The organism is Helicobacter mastomyrinus, from assembly GCF_039555295.1.
GTDB classification, from domain to species: Bacteria; Campylobacterota; Campylobacteria; order Campylobacterales; family Helicobacteraceae; genus Helicobacter_C; species Helicobacter_C mastomyrinus.
Genome location: NZ_CP145316.1, coordinates 1,612,076 through 1,634,765 on the forward strand (window position 1 = coordinate 1,612,076; position 22,690 = coordinate 1,634,765).

At 39.1% G+C, this 22,690-nt stretch carries 20 protein-coding genes and 1 tRNA gene; 14 read left to right on the forward strand and 7 right to left on the reverse strand.

Annotation, left to right across the window (positions count from 1 at the left end):
• Positions 1-19: 19 nt before the first annotated feature.
• The 5 genes from V3I05_RS08150 to V3I05_RS08170 all read right to left on the reverse strand — a co-directional run bounded on the left by V3I05_RS08150 (position 20) and on the right by V3I05_RS08170 (position 4,439).
• Positions 20-880, reverse strand: coding sequence for a glycosyltransferase family 10 domain-containing protein (locus V3I05_RS08150; protein WP_343353294.1), 861 nt, complete (start codon positions 878-880; stop codon positions 20-22).
• On the reverse strand, positions 844-1,023 hold the full coding sequence (locus V3I05_RS08155) for a hypothetical protein (RefSeq protein WP_300446225.1): 180 nt from the start codon (positions 1,021-1,023) through the stop codon (positions 844-846). Before V3I05_RS08155 ends, V3I05_RS08150 begins: the two co-directional genes overlap by 37 nt.
• A gap of 98 nt (positions 1,024-1,121) precedes the next feature.
• Positions 1,122-1,997 (reverse strand): glycosyltransferase family 2 protein, encoded by an 876-nt coding sequence (locus V3I05_RS08160; RefSeq protein ID WP_300446227.1) that lies wholly within the window; start codon positions 1,995-1,997, stop codon positions 1,122-1,124.
• Complete coding sequence (gene pyrC, locus V3I05_RS08165; protein WP_343353296.1) at positions 1,987-3,018, reverse strand: dihydroorotase; 1,032 nt, start codon at positions 3,016-3,018, stop codon at positions 1,987-1,989. Before pyrC ends, V3I05_RS08160 begins: the two co-directional genes overlap by 11 nt.
• A 2-nt stretch (positions 3,019-3,020) precedes the next feature.
• Positions 3,021-4,439, reverse strand: coding sequence for a phosphomannomutase/phosphoglucomutase (locus V3I05_RS08170; RefSeq protein ID WP_300449468.1), 1,419 nt, complete (start codon positions 4,437-4,439; stop codon positions 3,021-3,023).
• A 638-nt stretch (positions 4,440-5,077) separates the two neighbouring features.
• Between V3I05_RS08170 and hisC the strand changes: the two genes are divergently transcribed.
• The 12 genes from hisC to truA all read left to right on the forward strand — a co-directional run bounded on the left by hisC (position 5,078) and on the right by truA (position 16,752).
• Entirely contained in the window at positions 5,078-6,193 is a 1,116-nt protein-coding gene (hisC, locus tag V3I05_RS08175; protein ID WP_300449465.1) for a histidinol-phosphate transaminase, read from the forward strand.
• A gap of 8 nt (positions 6,194-6,201) precedes the next feature.
• Positions 6,202-7,914 carry a flagellar basal-body MS-ring/collar protein FliF gene (fliF, locus tag V3I05_RS08180; protein ID WP_295698506.1) on the forward strand — a complete coding sequence of 571 codons (1,713 nt, stop codon included), beginning with the start codon at positions 6,202-6,204 and terminating at the stop codon, positions 7,912-7,914.
• 15 nt (positions 7,915-7,929) lie between these two features.
• Positions 7,930-8,961 (forward strand): flagellar motor switch protein FliG, encoded by a 1,032-nt coding sequence (gene fliG, locus V3I05_RS08185; protein ID WP_295698503.1) that lies wholly within the window; start codon positions 7,930-7,932, stop codon positions 8,959-8,961.
• Complete coding sequence (fliH, locus tag V3I05_RS08190) at positions 8,948-9,769, forward strand: flagellar assembly protein FliH (RefSeq protein ID WP_343353298.1); 822 nt, start codon at positions 8,948-8,950, stop codon at positions 9,767-9,769. Before fliG ends, fliH begins: the two co-directional genes overlap by 14 nt.
• A gap of 17 nt (positions 9,770-9,786) precedes the next feature.
• A complete protein-coding gene (gene dxs, locus V3I05_RS08195) occupies positions 9,787-11,652 on the forward strand; it encodes a 1-deoxy-D-xylulose-5-phosphate synthase (RefSeq protein WP_300859895.1) in 1,866 nt (621 codons plus the stop codon).
• 48 nt (positions 11,653-11,700) lie between these two features.
• A tRNA-Leu gene (locus tag V3I05_RS08200) sits at positions 11,701-11,785 on the forward strand.
• 114 nt (positions 11,786-11,899) lie between these two features.
• The gene (locus V3I05_RS08205; protein ID WP_295698496.1) at positions 11,900-12,949 is read left to right on the forward strand and encodes a ribonucleotide-diphosphate reductase subunit beta; all 1,050 of its coding nucleotides are present in this window, start codon (positions 11,900-11,902) and stop codon (positions 12,947-12,949) included.
• On the forward strand, positions 12,939-13,676 hold the full coding sequence (locus tag V3I05_RS08210) for a carbon-nitrogen hydrolase family protein (RefSeq protein WP_300446239.1): 738 nt from the start codon (positions 12,939-12,941) through the stop codon (positions 13,674-13,676). The genes V3I05_RS08205 and V3I05_RS08210 overlap by 11 nt, the downstream gene beginning before the upstream one ends.
• Positions 13,676-14,311 carry a protein-L-isoaspartate(D-aspartate) O-methyltransferase gene (locus tag V3I05_RS08215; RefSeq protein ID WP_295698491.1) on the forward strand — a complete coding sequence of 212 codons (636 nt, stop codon included), beginning with the start codon at positions 13,676-13,678 and terminating at the stop codon, positions 14,309-14,311. Before V3I05_RS08210 ends, V3I05_RS08215 begins: the two co-directional genes overlap by 1 nt.
• A 2-nt stretch (positions 14,312-14,313) precedes the next feature.
• Complete coding sequence (locus V3I05_RS08220) at positions 14,314-14,982, forward strand: prepilin peptidase (protein ID WP_295698489.1); 669 nt, start codon at positions 14,314-14,316, stop codon at positions 14,980-14,982.
• The gene (locus tag V3I05_RS08225; protein ID WP_300446241.1) at positions 14,960-15,994 is read left to right on the forward strand and encodes an LptF/LptG family permease; all 1,035 of its coding nucleotides are present in this window, start codon (positions 14,960-14,962) and stop codon (positions 15,992-15,994) included. The genes V3I05_RS08220 and V3I05_RS08225 overlap by 23 nt, the downstream gene beginning before the upstream one ends.
• Positions 15,994-16,752: a tRNA pseudouridine(38-40) synthase TruA gene (gene truA / locus V3I05_RS08230; protein ID WP_295698484.1), complete on the forward strand. Its 759-nt coding sequence runs from the start codon at positions 15,994-15,996 to the stop codon at positions 16,750-16,752. The genes V3I05_RS08225 and truA overlap by 1 nt, the downstream gene beginning before the upstream one ends.
• Positions 16,753-17,226: 474 nt before the next feature.
• Here truA and cysS read toward each other — a convergent pair whose 3' ends face one another.
• Positions 17,227-18,687: a cysteine--tRNA ligase gene (gene cysS, locus V3I05_RS08235; protein ID WP_295698608.1), complete on the reverse strand. Its 1,461-nt coding sequence runs from the start codon at positions 18,685-18,687 to the stop codon at positions 17,227-17,229.
• A complete protein-coding gene (gene murJ / locus V3I05_RS08240; protein WP_295698482.1) occupies positions 18,687-20,171 on the reverse strand; it encodes a murein biosynthesis integral membrane protein MurJ in 1,485 nt (494 codons plus the stop codon). Before murJ ends, cysS begins: the two co-directional genes overlap by 1 nt.
• Before the next feature lie 75 nt (positions 20,172-20,246).
• Here murJ and V3I05_RS08245 point away from each other — a divergent pair, with 75 nt between their 5' ends.
• Together V3I05_RS08245 and ruvA are read left to right on the forward strand one after the other, a co-directional pair.
• Positions 20,247-22,112 carry a hypothetical protein gene (locus V3I05_RS08245; protein ID WP_300446245.1) on the forward strand — a complete coding sequence of 622 codons (1,866 nt, stop codon included), beginning with the start codon at positions 20,247-20,249 and terminating at the stop codon, positions 22,110-22,112.
• 3 nt (positions 22,113-22,115) lie between these two features.
• Positions 22,116-22,688 (forward strand): Holliday junction branch migration protein RuvA, encoded by a 573-nt coding sequence (gene ruvA, locus V3I05_RS08250; protein ID WP_300446247.1) that lies wholly within the window; start codon positions 22,116-22,118, stop codon positions 22,686-22,688.
• Positions 22,689-22,690 lie beyond the last annotated feature (2 nt).

Here is a 22,690-nt window from a genome sequence, read left to right on the forward strand (position 1 = left end):
GGAGATTATAGCAAAAGTTTTATATAAACTTATAAGATTTAAGGGCAGCTAAGTGTTGCTTTGCCTTTTTAAATATCCCAAGCACGCGCATATAATTTTTGTACCTTTGCTCTTCAAATAGTCTTAAGCAGGCTCTGCCTCTTCTAAAGGATTTTTCATAGGGTTGCTCCATAATGGAGAGAAGGAATGTTTGCAATGTCTTATCAAAGTATGCCTTATGCCCTGCGTCTAAAAAAAGTGGTTCTTTAAGCATATTAAGCTTGGCTTCATCATTAGTATCAATATGGCGTATATATTCTATGAGGGATTGGGTGTTGTGAAAATTATGCGCATACACAAGAGCTTTTGTATTTACCCCCCCCCCGCTAGATTCTATATTGCCTTGCAAATGCGTATCGCCCCAATAAATAGGGATAGTTTGCGCGGCAGCAGCTTGGATAAGCTTTTCTGTGAGGTAGCCCGGGGTAGAGGAGTTTTCAAAACAAAGTGAAAAAAGGCATTGCTGTTGAAAGGCAAATTTATCTTTGATTGCTCCGCCGATATTATTGAGGTATTTTCCTGTTGAATCTACCTTTTTATAAGCATTGAGTGCGCGGAATGTAGCCTCTCGCAAGGGATCAGCCCTACCATTGCTGACGATGAAATTGCAAAATCGTGTTTTGTTTTGAAGTGTTTTTGAAGATATGTTTTCGTGCTTATGCAAGGCTTTTTCAAAATCTGCTTCATAAAAAAGATAGAGTGGATAGCGTATATAGCGGTCAAGGAATTGAATATGCTCAAACCCAATGGCATAGTCGCATATATTAAAGTTAGGAGTGATATTTTCTCCTGTGTAGAAAATTCTCACACAATCATAATGGATATGCTCCACGCCAAACACACGCCAAACACAGAGTAAAAGAGATACTCGGGATTCTTGCTGTCAAGTATCACATCAAAATGCGAGGATAAGATATTGATAATCTTTTTAGCAATCCCCTCCATATCGCCAAAATCACAAAAATGGATTTTTATTTCTTTCATCATCTCTCCTAATTATTTTCTAGGGTAGGTTAAGGAATCTTAAAGCAAAGATTATAGCATACCTTAGGAATAGTAAGTTGCGCGAGTGCTACATAAACTTAGCTATGTCTTTTGCTGAACAAGATTCTCGCACGATTGCGGAATCTTGTGGGGACTGCATTGCGGATACATACCCTAGGGATAATATAAAAAATGTATTTGAGGGCGAGAAACACAGGGAAAAGGCGATTGTATTTATAGCCGATCTTGCAATCCTCCTTAAACATCTGCATAGAGAGCTGTGAGCTTATCCCTATGACTTCAAAGCTTGAGACAATCACAGGAATGTGGATAAATGTATATTTGGCATTATAGGCTTTGGTGAAAAAGTCCGTATCTCCTGCGATTTGAAAACTTGTATCGTATTTAAAGCGTTTCATTAATGAAGTAGCAATAAAGGCGGATTGATGAATGAAGCGATGATGATATTTGTGGGAAGTATTATGTGCATAAAGGATTTTTGAGTGGGAACTATCATAGATGATGTGCGTATCGCCATAGATAATATTATATGCCCCCCCCCCGCTGCCTAATAAGTAGCGTTCAAAAAGCTCTCTTATGGTGGTGTGTGCGTAGAATCTATCCCCACAATTCATAAAGTTACACCACTCTCCTGTGGCTAAATCAATACCCTTATTCATCGCATCATAGATTCCCTTATCCTTTTGGCTTAGGAATTTAAAGGTGAAATGCGCTTTTGTGCGATGAGTGGCTTCCATATAGAATCTTTGTGTATCTCTAAGCGTTATATTGCACATAGAGGCGATATAAGATTCTATAAATGCTTTTGTGCCATCAGTGCTTGCTCCATCGATGATAATATATTCAATCATAGGATAATCTTGGCTGATAACTGAATCCATTGTATCTTTGATATGCTCTCTATCATTATAAACAATGGTAATAATACTCACACAAGGCAGATTAGCACTCATCATCTGCCTTAATGCGCCATAAAAGGCTCTCTCCTGCACGTAAAGGGATAATGCGCCCCAATGGGCTATCAATGGCACAAGGTACATCATAAGGAGCTTTTTCTAATGTAATGGCTTTAGGCACAAAATCACTTAAGCTATAATTTTCTATGGCTCTATCGCTAAGAAAGGCTTGGAGAGAATCTAGAGCATTATGAGATTCAAAAAGTGCTGCTAATGCTGGAAGCACAATAGGAGAAGAGAATATCCCCGCAGCTGCTTTTGGATTGAGTTTTGCGCTCTCTAAATGCGGTGCGCTATCACTACCAAAACTGATTTTCCTATGTGCGCTCAATGCAGCAGAGAGGAGAGCTTCTTGGTCTTTTTTTGTCTTTAGCATAGGTTTGCAAAAATGATGCGGGTTAAGCATTCCCCCGCATACATCATCAAGATTCATACTGATATGATGATAGGTAAGTGTGCCGTAGAGATTATCATACTTTTCAATACATTCAAGACTGCGCCTATCGCTCATATGCTCGATAATCACGCGCATTTTAGGGAAATTTTGCGCGATATGGGCAAAAATGGGCAAAAATTGAGCCTCCCTCTCCATACAGAATCCATTGCTTTCCCCGTGTATAGAGAGGATAAAGCCTAGCTCCTCTGCAAGAGCAAAAATCTCTAATGTTTTCTCACAAAGTATATCTTTTACACCGCCTTCACTCTGTGTGGTTGCCCCTTTGGGATAGAGTTTTAGAATCTTAATGCCTGCAGCTTTTGCCCTCATAAGCTCTGCCCTGTCTAGCTCGGGCGTGAGAAAGATAGTCATTAATGGTGTGAAGTGGGGACTAAGCGCGGTAATTTGCTCTTTATAGGCAAAGGCTAGAGCGGTGGTGGTAATGGGTGTTTTAAGATTAGGCATTACCACTGCGGCACTAAAGGGCTGTGCGCTAAAGGGTAGGACAGAGGCAAGCATATCACCCTCACGTAAGTGCAGGTGCATATCCATAGGATTGTGAAGTATGAGGCTAGGGGGCATATTTATCCTTTTTGTTGGTTTGCTAGTTGCTGATTTGTGAGCAGGGCAAGAAGCTTAGTTTTGTATAGCTCACAATTTTCTTTGCTTGTGGCTTCAAATCGCGTAACAAGCACGGGTGTGGTATTGCTCGCTCTTATTAATCCCCAGCCATTTTCAAATACAACGCGCAATCCATCAATATCAATAATGGCTTTAAGCGGTGGAAAGTCTTTAGGTGGATTTTTTAGCACATTTTTTAGCCCCTCGATAAGAGTGAACTTTTGCTCCTCGGTGGTGGGAATTTTCTCTTCATCAGTGCTATAAAGTTTAGGCAAGTGCGCCATTTGAGATTCTAGCTCCTGCGGCGTGTAATGCAAAAATAGTTCTAAAGCTCTAAATGAGGCATAAATGGCATCATCATAGCCAAAATATCTATCATTAAAAAACAAATGTCCGCTCATCTCTGCGGCAAGATGGGCGTTTAGCTCTTTTAGCTTTACTTTGAGATTGCTGTGCCCGGTTTTATACATCACCGCTTTGCCGATTTTATTAATCTCATCATACATCACTTGAGAGCATTTCACCTCGCCAATGACAATAGGGCTTAAAAATCGTGCCTTCATCTCTCTGGCAAACAAAATCGCTAATTCATCGCCCTTATAATGATAATCGCTTGTAAGCAAGGCTAGTCTATCCGCATCGCCATCAAAGGCTATACCGATGGGGATCTCTTCTTGTGCCATTTTTGCTTTGAGCTGGGTAAGATTTTCCTCTTCGCTTGGGTCTGGATGGTGATTAGGAAATGTGCCATCTGGCTCAAAAAATAGCGGTGTGTAGCGGATATTAAGATTTTCTAAAATTTGTGTAATCGCCACGCCTGCCACGCCATTGCCACAATCATACACGACAGGGTAGGGGAAGTCTTTAAGATGGGCAAAATGCTCACTTAAATAATGAATATAGGCTTCCTTTGCGTTAATTTGCACTATTTGCGGGGAGTTTGTATCTTTAGGGAGAGAGATATGAGGGAGTATATGTGCTAATTTTGCCCCTAGTGCGCGGATTTGCTCTCCGTAAAAGGGTGCGCGATTAATGGTAATTTTAAAGCCATTGTATTGTGGGGGGTTGTGTGAGCCTGTAATCATCACAGAATGCGGACAAGTGATAGAGTTGATGGTGTTAAAAGTGGCAAAATATGCCACAGGTGTGGGTATAAGCCCAAGCATATAGACTTCAATCCCCGCTGCCCTAAAGCCCTCACTGAGCCACGTAAAAAGTGTAGGTGAGTGTGTCCGTGCGTCATAGCCGATATGTATTGATGGGGAGAGCTTAGATTCTATAATATATGCCCCAAGCAGCTGCCCTATGCCAAAAACTATCTCGTGTGTTAAATCCTCTCCAAAAATGCCTCGTATATCATACTCGCGAAAAATGTGCTGCATATTATGCCTTGTGTGTGGAATCAATGCGCCATTGTATCAAATTTATTAAAAGGGTAAGCTTTAAGGATTGGGGAATGGGAAAGAATCCTTATAAGGCGTAAGCGTAGTGATAATGGATGAGCGAATCTATACCTTACCTTAAAATTTAACTTATGAGTAGCTACACTACCTAATAAGTTAATAAGTTCACGCGCGAAGCAGGAATACGTGGTAGCTTTAGCTACAACAGCGTAGCCATAATAGACTAAAGATTCTTTATTTTCCCCACGAGTGAGGCATATCCTCACTCATATAAAATTAAATCACACGAAGTGCAAACTACTTAAAGCGGTGTAGGGGATGAAGGGTAATCCGGCGAGCGATATATTTAAGGGGAGTGAGAAGCATATCCTCGAATATTTCGTGCGGATGTAGCGCTTAAGTGCAACAGCAAAGAAAGCAATATGATTGAATGAAGCATTAGCTTTAGTTATAAGTGCGTTATTTAGGCATATATAGAGGTTTTACTCCCCTATTATAGGACTGTGTGGCACAAAGTGTAATAGCATAGGTTTAATAGAATCTTTAAGTCTTTTGAGATAGAATGAGCGATTTCAAACCTAAAAAATTAAAAGTTATTTAAACGCGAGGGAAAGGGTGTGTTTAGGAAGACATTAGAGCAAGTTATAACTTATGAGGCAGGGAAGCCTATTGAGCTTGTAATGCGTGAATATGGCATTAAACAAGAAGATGTGATTAAGTTAGGAAGTAATGAAAATCCCTATGGCACATCGCCTAAAGTTATAAAAATTTTAGAGCAAAATGCCTCTAAGGCATATTTATATCCTGATGATTCTATGTATGCGCTAAAAGCAGCTCTTACTTCACGCTTTAATATAGACTCAAAAGAGATTATTATTGGTGCGGGGAGTGATCAAATCATCGAGTTTTGTATGCAGGCTTTGGATCACACAAATGCTTGTGTGCTAATGGCAAAGACGACTTTTGCAATGTATGAAGTGTATGCAAAACTTGTAGGTGTGGAGATTTGCAAAACTCCTAGTGATGCGCATAATTTAGATGAGTTTATGCAGCTTTATAATGTGGCAAGGGCTCAAGGTAAAAGAGTGAGTGCTATATTTCTCTGTGTGCCAAATAATCCTTTAGGTGAGTGTTTAGACGCACAGGCAGTAGAGGACTTTATCGGTAAAATCGATAAAGATACGCTTGTGGTGATTGATGGGGCGTATCAAGAATTTGCAAGATTCAAAGATAGTGTAAAAGCCTTTGAACCAGCTGCGCTTATCGCACGTTTTAGCAATGTGATTTATCTAGGGACATTTTCTAAGGCGTATGGGTTGGGTGGTATGCGTGTAGGATATGGAATTGCAAATAAATCTATTATTTCTATGCTCTATAAGGTGCGTCCGCCATTTAATATCACGACTCTAAGCTTGTGCGCTGCTATTGCCGCCCTAGAAGATGATGTGTTTGTAAGGCAGTGTATAGAATCTAATGCTACAGAAATGTTGCGATATGAACAATTTGCAGAAGAAAATGGGATAGACTTTATCCCTTCTTATGGGAATTTCATCACATTTTCGCATAAAGATATAGAATCTACACATTTATGCCAATGGCTGCTGCAAAAGGGTGTAATTGTGCGTGATTTGCATTCGTATGGGTTAAGTGCTTTTCGTATTACTATTGGTATGCAGTGGCAAAATACACGTGTCCTTGAGATGATACAAACATACTTAAAAGCTCATAACTAGGGGCAATTGTGGATTTAAAACTAATTTTTGAACAAGTAACGCGAGTTTTAAACAAACTTAATAAAAAGCAGCGTATTATTATTCTTACTACTCTTGTTGTGATTATTGGTTTTTTAACTTATCTCATACTTTTCCCTGTGCAGACAAGAAATGAATATGAAAATTATGAAGTGCTTTTTAGTAATCTAGATCCAGAGGATAGTGCGACAATCCTTCAAAAATTACAGCAAGAGAAGATTCCCTATAAGATTCCAAATGATAGCGTTATCCTTGTGCCAAAAGATAGAGTCTATGAGCAGCGGATTGCTATGGGTTCTATTGGATTGCCTAAAACAAGCAAGAATGTAGGTTTTGATATTTTGCTTGAAAATAGTGTAGGAGAAACACCTTTCACGCAAGATATGAAATATCTTATCGCTAAACAAAATGAGCTTGCAAAGACGATTGAGAGTCTTAATCCTATTGAAAAGGCGATTGTCAATATTTCTATGCCTAAGGAATCGCTCTTCGTGCAAGGAGGACATCCACCATCAGCTTCGGTGAAGGTTACTGTTCGTGATAATATGTTTCTGTCTCCTGAGCAGGTTATAGGGATTAAACATCTTGTGAGTGCGGCAGTAGAGCGGCTCACACCAGAGGCTGTAAAAATCATCAATCAAGATAGTGAGCTATTAGGTGAGGATAATGAAGCAACTCAACAAAATGCAATAGCTAAGCAGGCAGCGTTTCAAAGAAAATTCCAGCAGAATGCAGAAAATGCTTTAGAAGCAAAAATTATTAAGTTTTTACAGCCAAGTGTAGGCGATGGAGTACAAGCGCAGGTAACAATGGATTTTGATTTCAGTGTGCGCAAATCCACACAGGAAAGATTTGATGATAATCCTGTTGTCCGTAGCACGAGAGAGTATGAGAAGGAACGCAAAGGATTCCGTCCGCCTCAAATTGGCGGTGTGCCCGGTGTGGTAAGTAATATTGGTCCAGTGCAAGGGCTTAAAGATGATGAAATGATGGAGTGGGAGAAAGAAAGTGAAGTTGTTGTTAATAATGAAATAGGCAAAACTGTAAGTGATATTAAAGAACAATATGGAGTATTGAAACGTGTGAGTGCTTCTGTGATGATTGATGGCACGTATAAAGAAGTGATAGGTGAAGATGGTGAGCCTACATTAGAATATACTCCTCGCCCACAAGAAGATATGGACAAATTTTTAGAAGGGATTAAAAAAGCTATTGGTTATAATGAGGCACGAGGCGACCAAGTAGAAGTGATTAATATGCCTTTTAAAATGACACAGCTTCACTATCATCCAAAAGATAAGTGGGAAGTATTTGCAAATAATTTAGAGCGATATTTAAGCCCATTTATGCCTTTGCTTAAATATGTTATTGTTGCGGTTATTATATTCATATTCTATAAAAAAATCGTTGCACCATTTGCAGAACGTATGTTAGAAGTGCAAGAGGAAGAAGATGACGATATAGAATCGCTTATGCAAATTGATGATGATGAAGATGATGTCAATAGATTCAGTGAATTGCGTAAGCGTGTGGAAGACCAGCTTGGTATTAGCTCAAGCTTTGATGAAGATAACATCAAGTATGAAGTGTTACTTGAGAAAATGCGCAATGTGATTTTAGAGCGTCCGCAAGAAATTGCAGCATTGTTTCAAACATTGATTAGAGACGAGCTTGATATGAGTGAAGGTATCGGGCAAAAATAAGCAAGAGGAGTAGATATGGCAATTACACTTAGCCCCCGTCAAAGAGCACAATATGATGAGCTATCTATGTCAGAGAAAATCGCCATTTTACTTGTGCAATTAGGTGATGACATTACTTCGGAGATTTTTCATCATCTTGATATTGATGCTATTACTGAAGTAAGTAAGCAAATCGCCCAATTAAGCGGTATAGATAAGACCATTGGTGCAGCTGTCTTAGAAGAATTTTATGTGATTTTCCAATCTAATCAATATATCAATTCCGGTGGTATGGACTACGCACGTGACTTATTGATGAAGGCTTTAGGACCAGAAGCGGCAAAAGCGATTTTAGACAAACTCGCCAAGACAATGCAGTCTCAAAAGAATTTTGCCTATCTTTCCAAGATTCGCCCTCAACAGCTTGCAGATTTTATTATTAACGAACACCCTCAAACTATTGCGCTTATTTTGGCTCATATGGATGCAAGTGGTGCTGCAGAGACATTGGGATATTTTGCTGATGACTTGCGTGCTGAAGTGGCTATTCGTATGGCAAATCTTGGGGACATTTCCCCAAGTGTGGTTAAACGCGTGAGTGCGGTGCTTGAGAACAAGCTAGAATCTCTTACAAGCTACAAGGTTGAAGTGGGTGGCACTCGCTCTGTGGCAGAAATCTTTAACCGCTTAGGACAAAAGGCGGCAAAAGCGACAATTGCGCATATCGAGCAAATCGACGAGCAGCTTGCTATTGAAATTAAAGAGATGATGTTTACCTTTGAAGACATTAGCAAGCTTGATAATAATGCTATTAGAGAGATTCTTAAAATTGCGGATAAAAAGGATCTTACGCTTGCGCTTAAATCGGCTGCTGATGATCTCAAGCAAAAGTTTATGGGGAATATGTCTCAACGTGCGAGTGAGGCGTTTATGGAGGAAATGCAATTTTTGGGTGCTGTGAAGGTTCGAGATGTGGAAGCGGCACAAAGAAAAATCGTAGAAGTGGTGCAAACCCTCTCAGAACAGGGCTTAATCCAATTAGGAGAGCAAGACGATGTCATTGCTTAATCAAGAGAATATCATTGGTCAAGAGCGACTTAAGAATCATAATATTAAGAAGTATGAATTTAAGACTATTACATCTGATATGATTGAGGTAGGCAGGGATACAAATCAGAATGCTAATATAGAAGATTCTACTCTCAAACATAATCAAGATGAGATTCAAAATACCGTAGAAACAAGTGTGCAAAAAATTGCAACCTTAGAGCAAGAGCTTGTGGAGCGGCTTTTGCAAAAAACTGATGAACTCTCCGGCTCTTTAGCAAAGCTACAAATTCAGTTTGAAAAGCTCCAAGTAGAGAGTGAGCAGCGTGTGGCAAATGCCCGAGATGAGGGCTATAAAGATGGATATAGAGAAGCAGAGGAGAAGGCAAAAGAAGATTTATTTGCTGAAGTGAATGCCCAAAAAAAGACTTTAGTAGATTCTATTATTACCCTTGAAGATGCCTTAAAATCAAGCCAAAAGCATTTAGAGGATTTAGAAAAGGAATTAAGCGCGATTTCGGTAGATATTGCTAAAGAAGTGCTCATTAATGAAGTGAGTGAAAATTCCCAAAAGATAGCTTTAAATCTCACTAAAGAACTGCTAAACTCTATTATGGATGCGACAAATATTAAAATTAAAGTTAATCCTAATGATTATATCTTTCTTAAAGAGCAGCTAAAGGATAATGCAAAGGTGGAGATTATCGCCGATAATGCCGTATCATTGGGAGGTGTGGTGATTGTGAGCGATAGCGGTAATATCGATGGCACGATTATGTCTCGATATAAGAATCTTAAGCAATCTGTGCTTGAAAATATGCACGATTAAAGAGAGTGAGGGGCTATATGACTTATGAATTGGTTAAAAGCTATGCTTTTGAAGAGTTAAATACTCTCTCTGTTGTCCAACTTGAATTACTTGCTGCTTCTTTAAGGCAGAGAATCTTAGAGGTGGTAAGCTCTAATGGAGGGCATTTGAGTTCGACACTTGGGGCGGTGGATTTGATTGTGGGTATGCACACAATTTTTGATGTGAGAGAACACCCCTTTATCTTTGATGTATCTCATCAGGCTTACGCGCATAAGCTCCTTACAGGTAGGTGGGAAGACTTTGATACCTTAAGACAATTTGGCGGGATAAGCGGATTTTGCAATCCTAGAGAATCTTCAAGTGATTATTTCATCGCAGGACATAGCTCAACTTCTATCTCTCTAGCTGTGGGAGTAGGGAGAGCAAGGAGTTTGGGTGCAAATACGAAAATACCTGTTGTAATGATAGGCGATGGCTCAATGAGCGCGGGGCTTGTATATGAAGCACTAAACGAGCTAGGGGATAAGAAATACCCGATGGTAATTATCCTTAATGATAATGAAATGAGTATCTCTAAGCCTATTGGGGCAATCAGTAATTATCTCTCGCAGATTCTTACCTCTCCTTTGTATCAAAAAACGCGCCAAAGCATAAAGAAAATCCTCACTAAAATGCCAGATTCTGCTACTTATTTGGCTAAACGATTTGAAGAATCGCTTAAACTTATTACTCCGGGAATCTTATTTGAGGAATTAGGGCTAGATTATATTGGTCCTATTGATGGGCATAATATGGAGCTTATCCTTACTACTTTACAAAAGGCTAAGGATATGAATAAGCCTGTGATTATCCACGCACAAACACTAAAGGGCAAGGGATATGATGTTGCAGAAGGGCGGTTTGAGCAATGGCACGGAGTAGGTCCCTTTGATATCAGCACAGGCTGTTTGCTTAAAAAAGCGGCAAATACATCGCCCACAGAGATATTTGCCCAATCTTTAGCAACTTATATGAGTGATGAAAAAGTCGTGGGTGTAACTGCTGCTATGCCAAGTGGCACAGGACTAGATAAGCTTATAGAAAAAGATTCAAAAAGATTTATCGATGTAGCCATTTGTGAGGCTCACGCGGTTACCTCAATGGCGGCAATGGCAAAAGAGGGCTTTAAGCCCTTTGTAGCGATATATTCTACATTTTTGCAACGAGCCTATGACCAAATAATCCATGATGTAGGGATTTTAGGCTTACCTGTGCGGTTTTGTATCGATAGGGCAGGGATTGTAGGTGAAGATGGCGAGACACACCAGGGGCTTTTTGATATTGCATATTTGCGTCCTATCCCCAATATGGTGCTGTTTGCTCCACGTGATAATGCAAGTTTGCAAAGGGCTGTGGATTTTGCCTATCACCATAATACCTCGCCTTGCGCCTTTCGCTATCCACGTGGTAAATTTGTGCTTGATGATGGGATTTTTAGCGCAAGTAGTTTTGTGCTAGGGAAGGCGGAGTTGTTAATAGATGGGGAAAATCTCTTGCTTATAGGCTATGGTAATGGTGTGGGGAGGGCATATCAAGTATGCAAAGCATTGCAAAAAGAGGGCTATAAGCCAAGTTTGCTAGATTTGCGTTTTGTAAAGCCCCTTGATAGGCAAACATTAGTTCAATTACTTGCAAATCACAAGCACGTGTGTGTGTTTAGCGATAGCTATTATATGGGTGGAGTTGGTAGCACGATTTTAGAATGTATCGCTGATGAAAACATACAGGGCATATCACTTAAAAGTTTTGAGATAAAAGATGAGTTTGTCCCACACGGCAAGAGTGATATTATAGAATCTACATTGGGCTTAGGCACAGCAGAACTTACTCTAGCTATCACGCAATGGTTAGATTCTAAGTAAAGTTTAAAGATTAAATAAGTAAAATCCACACTTTGTTTCTATCTTCTTGCGGGAATGGCGAAATTGGCAGACGCACCAGACTTAGGATCTGGCGCCGCAAGGCGTGGAGGTTCAAGTCCTCTTTCCCGCACCATCGCTTCTCTCTATATTTTTAAATTTCTCATTTCAATTTGCTTTTCAAATTAGAATTTAAGCCTGAAATAAATAGAATTGTAGCTCTATTTTTCTTCTTTTAAAGGTTATTTCAATGAATAAAGCACAAGCTCTTCAGCCTATTGCACGTAAGCTTATTTATAACCCTGAATCTACAGAGAGTGTGAATGAAAGGCGTATCTTTGGCGGTAATCCTACAAGTATGTTTGAACTTAATAAAATCAAATATCAGTGGGCTTATAACCTATGGAAAGTAATGCTTGCTAATACTTGGTTTCCTGAAGAAGTGAATATGAATCCGGACAAACGTGATTACAATGGTGGGTTAACCGCACAAGAGAAGCTCGGCTATGATAGGGCATTGGCGCAACTTATTTTTATGGATTCATTACAGACAAATAATTTAATTGATAATGTTAATCCCTATATCACAAGCCCAGAGATTAATCTTATCCTCGTGCGGCAAGCTTATGAGGAGGCTTTGCATTCTCAAAGTTATGCGGTAATGGTAGAATCTATCTCGGCAAACACGGAGGAGATTTATGATATGTGGCGTGTGGATATGCAGCTTAGAAGCAAGAATGATAATATCGCAAATGTATATATTGAATTAGCCAAGAATCCAAATGAGCTGAATTTACTCAAAGCGATGTTTGCTAATCAAATTTTAGAGGGGATTTATTTTTATAGTGGGTTTTCATATTTTTATACATTAGCGCGAAGCGGGAAAATGCTAGGTTCTGCACAAATGATACGATTTATCCAACGCGATGAGGTAACGCATTTGCTTTTATTTCAAAATATGATTAATGCTTTGCGCAAGGAGGAGGGGCATTTATTTACCCCCGCGCTTGAAGAAGAGGTCATAGAGATGTTTAAAAAAGCTGTGGATATAGAATCAAGCTGGGGTGAATATATCACACAAGGGCAGATTCTAGGATTAACTGCAGATATTATACGTGAATATATCCAGTTTTTAGCCGATACTCGTCTTAAAGCAGTAGGTTTTGAGCCTATTTATCATTCTAAGAATCCTATTAAATGGGTAGATCAGTTTGCTAACTTCAATGATCAAAAGACAAACTTTTTCGAAGCTAAGGTAACAAACTATTCAAAAGGGAGCATTAATTTTGATGATTTCTAAGAAATTATATTGTATGCAGATGAAGACAGGGCAGGACTTTATAGAGAATCTTAAATATGTAGAAGAGTTTGTAGCTCAATGTGGTAAGGACGCGATTGTTTGCGCGCCTGAAGTGGCGCTAAGCGGATTTGCTTATCAAAAAATGAGTGAGGCAAGCACATTTTCAAAGCTTGCTACCGAGCGGCTTTTGGAATGCAGTGCAAAATATAAAAATACATTGGTTATAACAATGATTGAGGAGAAAAATAAAAAATTTTTCAATAATCTCAAGGTATTTCATAAGGGTGAGATGATACATAAGCAAAGCAAGAATAAGCTTTTTTTGCTCGGTGATGAGCAACTGCATTTTAGCCCGGGGGATAAAGAAGAGATAAGCATTTTTGAGATTGATGGTATCAAATGTGCGGCTCTCATTTGCTTTGAATTGCGTTTTATAGAGCTATGGGAGCAGATAAAAGGAGCAGATATTATATTTGTTTCTGCGCAATGGGCTAAAGCACGTAAAAATCACTTTGAAGTGCTCTCCACAGCTTTAGCAATAGCCAATCAAGCTTTTGTAATGGCAAGCAATAGTGCTAATGATGTGATGGCAAAGGGAAGCGCGATTATCACACCTTATGGTATTGTGTATAAAAATGACAAGAAGCCATTTGTGGCGTGTGAAGTCGATATTAGTGAGACTTCACGTATGAGAAAATATATCAATACCAATATAAAGATAAATTAATGTATAAATTTGCTGCTCGAGCAATGTGCAATGAGATTCAAAAGATTTTCCCTCTCTCGCCAAAAGTCGCTACAGCAATTTGTGCTGTTGATAGGGAAAGGTTTATTCCCACAGGATTTGCACAGCATCTAGCTTATGACATTAAGCCTCTTCCTATGGCAGAATCTCAATATATCAGTTCTCCGCTCACAGTAGCGCAAATGACAGAGTATCTTGCTCCTAATGGTGGAGATTCTGTATTAGAAATTGGCTGTGGAAGCGGTTATCAGGCGATGGTGCTTTCTTATTTGTTTCGCCGTGTATTTAGTATCGAACGTATTGATAAGCTACTTTCACAAGCTAGACAGAGATTTCAGGCATTGCAAGTGCATAATATTTTCATCAAACTTGATGATGGACAGAGGGGTTGGGCAGAATATGCGCCTTTTGATGCGATTTTATTTTCAGCTTGTGCTAGTGCCATTCCACAGATGATAATCGACCAGCTTGAAGATGGTGGAGTGCTAGTTGCTCCTGTTTTGGAGGGTGGCAAACAGATAGTTAAACGTTTTAGAAAACATAATGGTGTTTTGGGCAGTGCTGAATGTTTGGGAGAATGTCTTTTCGTTGATGTAAAAGATGGTGTTGTGAGGTAGCTATGATAGAGGCAATACCCATATTTATAGCTCTTTCTTTATGCTATGGATTTGTTGGGGTAGTGCTAATGGCTCTTTATATCGACTATCAGGCACAATATCGGACTCTTTTGTCATTTGTCTTTTCATCGTGGTATTATAGAATCTGCTTTTTTGTGCTGTGTGTGTGTTCTTTTTTTGTTCTTGTGTGGCAGGATATAGGTGCTTCGTATGTGATATTGATGTTTTTGTTGCTATTAGGATTGATTGATATTAAATGCCTTGCATTGCCTGATATGTTGAATTTTTCGCTATTGCTTGTATGTGTTGTGTATGCATTTTTAGAAAGCAGTATTGTGTATGAAAGCTTTATGCAAAGGGTGCTACTAGGCTTTGGTGTGGGGGGTGTGTTTTTTACCCTTAAGATTCTTTATCAATCTTTTATGCATAAGGATATTATTGGGGAGGCTGATATTGTTGTGCTAAGTGCTTTGGGTATTGCTTTTGGTGCATTAAGTGCTTTTGTGAGCGTATTCTTAGGAAGTATAGTTGCTCTAGTGTATGCACTATTTTTGGCGATATGGTATAAAAGGAATCTTATTCATCTTAAGCTTCCTTTTTGCTTTTTTATCTTTGTAGGCACGATAATGCAAATGCTGTGGCTCTCTTATGGGGATTTACTCTATGCTTAAACGTTACCTATTCACATCTTTTGCACAGATTTTTTTTCCATTTTTCTTTGTGCTGCTTTTTATTGCTTCTGTGGTGCTTTTGATTGATATCGCAGGACGCACCTATGTGGTGAAAATGAGCTTTTTGGATTTGGGCACATTATTTTTATATCTCATACCTAGCAGTTTATTTTTTATTATCCCTATTACTTTCTTTGCTTCTGTGGTGCTTGGCATATCGCGTTTAGCATATGAATATGAGCTGATGGTGTGTTTTTCGCTTGGGAGCAAACCTTTAGATATAGTGAGATTTTTTTTGCCCATTACGCTCCTTGCTACTATGATTCTACTTATATTCTCTTTAGTTATGTTGCCCCTTGCCAATAGCGCTTCTAAAAACTTTGTGGCAAAAAAAAGAGCAGATATTGATGTAAATATCAAGCCCGGTGAATTTGGGCAAAAGCTAGGAAATTGGCTTGTGTATGTCGATAGCGTGCAAAATCGTATGTATAAGAATCTTATTTTATTTTCTGAAAATGGTTTTGAGGGTGATACTTTTATTATCGCGCAATCGGGTAAGACAAGTAATAATCAAGGGCTTTTTGAACTTCATTTAACGCAAGGCAGCGCATATTTTGCCGCTCCTGAAGAGATTAAAAGAGTCGATTATGAGGAGATGAGTGTGCGGCAAAATGTGGGAGAACCACAACTTAGGGGCTATGATTTATTTGAGTATTGGCACGATGCGTTTTATTCTAACACTACTCAAAAATCGCGTAAGCTTACTCAAGCTATTACTGTATCATTTTTTCCTTTGGTTTCACTTTTTTTTGTTCCACTCTTTGGTATTGCTAATCCTCGCTTTAGCTCTAATAAATCATATTTTTATGTTATTGCTTCAGTAGCAATTTATTTTATTGCTGTATATATTGCCTCAGAGCATTTTCCACTTACAGGTATGGTATTGATACCACTTGTGTGGTTCGCTTTGGGCTTTTTTTTGTATAAAAAGTTTATTGCTAAGTTTTATTAATGCACACTTATAAAGCCGTGATAGCTTATGATGGGAGCGCATTTAGCGGATTTGCCTTGCAAAAGCATAAAAAAAGTGTGTTGGGTGCATTGCAAGAGGGTTTAGGACGTGTAGGGATTAGCGGGGAGATTCTAGGGGCTTCACGCACAGATAAGGGTGTGCATTCCACAGGGCAGGTGATTAGCTTCAAAAGCTCACATTTGCATCGATATGAATCTGCCTTCTTGCTCTCACTTTTAAATGCAAAGCTTTATCCGCATATTATGATACGCTCACTTAAAAGAGTGCCTCATCATTTCCACCCTCGCTTTGATGCCAAATGGAGGGCATATCGTTTTTTACTCTCTCCCACTTTTCCTCCTCCTTTTGCCTCATCTTATGTGACACATCAAAAAATAGGCGATATGGCACGTTTTATCGCTGCTTTGCATTGTTTTAAAGGGGAGCACAACTTTTTGTATTTTAAAAAAAATGGCTCTTTTACACAAAGTAATGTGCGGACTATCTTTGATATAAAATATTATCGCTATAAGAGTATAGATGTCGTGTATGTGCGGGGGAATGGATTTTTGCGTTCACAAGTGCGGCTTATGGTAGGCGCGGCTTTAAGCGTGAGTAGAGGAGAGATGAGTATGCAACACTTGCAAGAGCAGCTTTTAGCACAAAAGCAGCATTATGCTTACCCCATCTCACCACAAGGCTTATATCTTTGCGGTGTGGGGTATGATGAACTTTGCTCACACTCTTTAGGTTTGTGAGAATATGTAGTTTGTGTAGATTAGATATTATAAGTTGTTATGCTAATAAGGCTTGAGAAAAAAATATTTTTATATTATCGTCTTTTACAATGGGTAAATATGAGTAGGGGTTATAGATAGACTTAGGATTCTAAACCTTAAAAACCCACTTGATAACCAAATGAAGTGCGATGATAAGTGCGTCCTTTAGGCGCAACAAAAAGCTTTGCTTTGAGTTGCAAGACCCTTGCGGCACAAAGTGCAACAGCAAGGGCATAATAGATTCTAAACCTTAGAATCTCACTTGATGAAATCCCGCAAGGGCAAAACAAGGCGAAATTGGAGTTTTGCTTTATCCCTCAGGTGGAAATAAAAGGCTTAGCTCTTTATGTTCAAGACCTTTTACAAGTTTGGATTAGCACTCCGAGCAAATGCGGCGATTACATCGCAATAGCAAAGGGATAATAAAATAGAGAATCTTCATCTATCCTTTATCTACACCTTCTCCCATATACAGCCAGAGGGGGTATCCATAATCTCAATACCTTGATTCTTTAGCTCATCGCGGATTGTATCAGCTAAGGCATAGTCTTTTGCCTTTTTGGCTTCAAGACGCTTGGCGATTTGTGATTCTATATGTGCTTTTGTCGCTTCATCAAGCCCAAGTTGGAAGTAGCTTTGTGCCACCTTGCCACCTAATCCTAGTAAAAACTCCACGCACGCAAGATTTGCCCTAATGATTTGCTTTTGGGCTTTGTCCTTTGGATTCTTATCAAGCATATCATTGCTATGAGAGAGCATATCTTCAATAATGCTAAGTGCCTTTGAAATATTATAATCATCGCTTAATGCCCCAATGAGTGAGTGTAAAAAGGCTTTATCGGCATCTTTTGTGATGGTTTTAAGCCTAGAGAGATGGCTTAAATCCTCTGTGTGATTACCCTCTGTGTTTGGATGAGCAGATTCTATACGTTTTTTTAAGCGATAGATCTTGTCTAATCGCTTTTTGCTTTGCAATAAATCCTCTTCGTTAAAATTGAGTGCCAAGCGATAATGCACCCCTAAAAGATAATTGCGCAGAATCTCGCCATCATAGGTTTTGAGCGCGTCTTTGATAAAAAAGCTATTGCCAAGTGATTTGCTCATTTTCTCGCCATTGATATTGACAAAGCCATTGTGCAGCCAATATTTAGCAATCTCTCGCCCTGTGGCGCAGCGTGTTTGCGAGGCTTCATTCTCGTGATGTGGAAAAAGCAAGTCCGCTCCACCGGCGTGAATATCAATCGCATAGGGCTTGTCTTTATAGGCAAGATATCTTTCAACCATCGCCGAGCATTCTATATGCCACCCTGGACGCCCATTGCCTAGAGTGCTTTCATAGGCAATATCATCTTCGCCCTTGTAGCCTTTCCATAATGCAAAGTCATTAATCTCTAGCTTATCTTGTGCGTTTTGGATACGACTTTGATTGTGTGAATCTTCGCTGCGGTGGGAGAGTGAGCCATAAAGCGAATCTTTATGAATGCTTAGATATACATCATTATGTTCTCCTGTGTATGCATAGCCTTTAGCAAGTAAGGATTCTATCATTTCACATATTTGAGGGAGATTTTCCGTGGCTTTTGGCTCTATATCCGCACGTAAAACGCCCAGTGCCTCCATATCTTTAAGATATGAATGGATATATTTTTGACTGAGTTCATTTACACTCATACCGCTTTGGAGGGATTTTTTAATGATTTTGTCATCGATATCAGTAAAGTTTTTAACAAAAATCACTTCAAAGCCTAGAAAGATAAACAACCTCCGCCACAAATCAAAGGCTATGGAGCTTCGCGCGTGCCCTAAATGTGCATCATCATAAACCGTGGGACCGCATACATAAAGTCGCACTTGATTTTCACATATAGGCTCAAAAGAGACTTTTTGCTTTTTCGCGCTATCAAAAAGGGTAATCATACTAAATTCCTCACAAAAATATGAAATGTCTGCACAAAATCATTCACATAGGGCTTGAGCCAATATAAAAGTAAAGATTCTATACTGATAATGCCAATAAGGAGTAGCCACGCTTTTTTGTGGTTTATTATATCCAAGAATCGCTTGAAGCCAAAGATTCTAATGGTAAGAATAAAAAGCACAAAGCCGCTCAAACTCCCGCTTAATGCCAAGCCCATCGCACCAAAGGGGTGCATAAGGATAAGTGAAAATCCAACGCCACACAGCAAAGATATGGCTGAAATTTTTGCAGCTTTGCCTTGCATTTGATAGGAATAAAGCCACAGAGAGAAGATTCTGCTCAAACCAAAAGGCACTAAGCCAATCATATATGCGCTAAAAACTTGCGATACAATGAGCGTGTTTTCCGCGCTAAACTGCCCCCATTGGTATAAGAGGCTAATGATTTCAGGACTTAGCCAAATGCCCCCAACCACGCACATACAAAGCACAATAAACAAAAACCAAAATGATTTTTTTAGTGCTTTAAGGGCTTGTGCGTTTTGCTGATTTTTAATCGCTTTTGCGATGAGGGGGAAAAGTGCGGTGGATATGGCTATGGCAAAGATGGCTAGGGGGAATTGGAAGATTCTGTTTGCATAATAAAGTGAGCTAATGCTCCCCGCAGCAAGAAATGAGGCAAGCAGTGTGTCTGTAAAAGAGGCAAGTTGTGCAGTGGAGCTACCTAGCATAGCAGGAAAAAATTGTTTAAAAAAACTTTTTAAATCTTGCTTTGCTTGAGCAATCCGCACTTTTATCTTAGAATCTGTCTCTTTGGCGCTAAACCATTGCCAGAATTCAATCACGCCTACCCATAAGAGCTTAAAAAATCTTAAGCGATAAAGCGGATAAAAATGTAAAAGAATCTGCGCTATCCCGCCACATATCACGCCATAGCTTAGTAGATACACCACCTGCATAGAATCTTTATCGTGGGCTAAAAATAGGGCGGCTATCATTGAGAGATTTAAAAGTGCGGTGTTATAGGCATTGACCCAAAAGCAATTTTTGTATTGCAAAAGTGAGGAGAGGAAAGTAACGATAAAAACAAGCTCTAAATACCAAAAATTAATGGCTACGATGGGTTTAGCGAGGTTTATAGTCGCCTCATCAAAGCCATAGGCGAGGAGTTTGGTAAAAAATCCACTAAAGCACATCACAAACATAGAAAGAATAAGTATAAAGAATGCAAAAATAAGAAATGTAATGAGGGCAAACATTCCTTTCCTGCGACTATGGATAAAATTAGGCAAAAAACTCTGTGTGAAAGCCCCCTCACCAAAAACTCGTCTAAAGAGATTAGGAAGCTTAAAAGCAGCAAAGAAAATATCACTATATACACCTGCCCCCAGTATTTTCGCTGTGCATAAATCCCGCACTAATCCGGCAATTCGAGAGAGTAAAATCCCGCTGCTATTTGTTAAAAATGCCTTTTTAATCACATTTTACCTTGTTTTAAAGATGAAAAGTTGTAGAATTATAGCTATAATAGACAAATTTTAAGCTATGGGGTGTTTATGCAACTCTTTGAACCAGTTTCTATAAAAGCCTGCACTGATGTCAATGTTGAGCTTAAAAAAATATGCGATACCTATGCGATTGAAGAGCAAATGGTAAGCTTTGATATATTACATATTAACACACTCTATCGTGGCGAGAAAAAGAAAGACTTTAATATGCTCTCTAAAGAGGAATGCACGAAGATTCTGGGAAATGAAGCACAATATAATGACAATACCTTTGAGATTAGGCAAGTGTATGACATTGTCTTGCGTGGGATTAAAGAGGGTGATTTAGCCCCATTTGTTGCGCTGCATATGGATAGCGAATGCTATGAATTAAGCTTGGAGCTTAAGGCGGGTTTAGAAGTGTGTGATGATGATGCATTTTTTAATGAATTATATGCACAAATCACACGAGAGAAGATTCGCCAGCATATTATCATAAGGCTTTTTGACAAGGATACCCAAGAAGAAATCCAATCCCTTAAAGAATTGCTCAATTCTCTCTCTATTAGTGGCAAGATAGAATCTACGCGACGTATAGTAATTGCAAAAGCAGGAGGGTTTATCCCAAATGTGGATTGTGCGTTTAAATTTGTCCTTGAAGATGAATGGAATGCCTCACACGAGCAGCGGTTAGAATTTGCCTCATATGCGGCAAAAAGTGGTGATTTAGTGGGTTTAAGTATGAAAGCACAAGAAGGTATGAGTGGACGTAATCTTAAAGGAGAATATATCCATGTAAAAAAGCAAGAGGCTGGGATACCAGAAGTGAAACTACGATTCAAAGAAAGTGATTTTAGAAGTGAGGATACACAAGAGGCAATAGCGTATTATGCCTTACAAGATGGCTATGTCGCCGTAGGGGAAGGAGAGCTAAGAATCCTTACGGATTTTAACTTCCCTGAAGTAAGTTTGCGTAAAAATGGTTCATTGCTTGGAGGGGATAAAAAAGGTTTTATAGTAGAAGTGGCTTGTACAGATTCTAATGTTGATGCTATAGGTGCGGGTATAGTGCTCGAGGCAGAAGAGGTTAAAATCTATGGGAGTGTTGCAGAAAATGCAAAGGTGATAGCAAAAAAGGTAGAGATTAATGGACAAACCCATCAAAGTGCTACCATAAAGGCTGATGAAATCAGTATTGATATGCACAAGGGTTTGGCTATTGGGGAGAAAATCCATATTAATCGTTTAGAATTAGGTGAAGTAGATGCTCAAAAGATATTTATTGAGCAGGCTAATGGAGGGAATGTAATGGCTAGGGAGGTAGAGATTAATAATCTCCATTCACATACTAAAATTACTCTATCTCATCAAGTGCATATTAAAAATATGAGTGGTGGTGAAAATCGTTTTATGATTTCTTCTCGAGCTTCTTCAAAAGAAAAAGAAGGAGTGCAGCATATTAATGCTCGCATTAAGGAAAATATTCAATCAATGAATACCATTTTGAATGTGTTGAATAAAGACTTAGCCCTTGTGCGTAAAACAAAGCCTGTGGTGGAAAAGATTAAGGTCATTATGGAGGAAAATAAACGTAATCGTAAGCCTAATGAGCGTAATATCACTGAAAGTGTGGCGCAATATGTGGTATTGCTACGTCGCACAAAATATTTGAAAGATAGACTACTTGTTTTGCAAGAGGAGAGCAAAAAGCTCAATGCTCATTTAGAGAAACTTGATAAGCAAACGCAGAATGCCATTATTATGCTTGATGTGCCTTGGCAGAAAGAAAATGAAATCACTTATGAAAGCTTTTTCCCTGAAGCAAAGGATATGCTACTTATTAATGATGGTGAGGAGACATATATAGGTATTAATAAAGAACAACTTAAGTTGCAAAAAATACCACGTGATGAGTATGAAGACATTAAGGAGTAGAAAGTGATTGTTGGGTTAAGGGGTGTTGTGTATAAATTGGAGCCAATGTTTGTTGAAATTGATGTAGGAGGGGTAATTTATGGGGTGCAAATGTCTCTTAATGCCACTTCTGCATTAAGGGCAGAGATAGAAAACAATCCGCAAAAAGAAGTAAAAATTATCTGTGCATACATTATACGCGAGGACGCGCATTTGCTTTTTGGCTTTATGGAAGAAACGGAGCGAAAAACTTTTGAGCGTTTAATTAAAATAAATGGCGTGGGTCCAAAGGTGGCATTAGCTATACTCTCTACCTATACCCCTGCGCATTTTGCTAATATTATTGCCAATAAAGATATTGACGCACTCAAAAAAGTACCTGGTATTGGGCAAAAGGGTGCGGGGAAGATTATGGTAGATGTGGCAGGATTTTTTGCAGAATTATTACAGAATCAGCAAAGCACTCTCAAGCACGAAGCCTTTTTGGCGTTGCGCTCACTTGGATTCAAAGAAAGTGAGATTAATAAGGTGCTTGAGAGTGTGAATGCCTCTAGCGTGAGTGAGGCTGTCAGGGAGGCTCTTAAACGATTAGCTTAAGT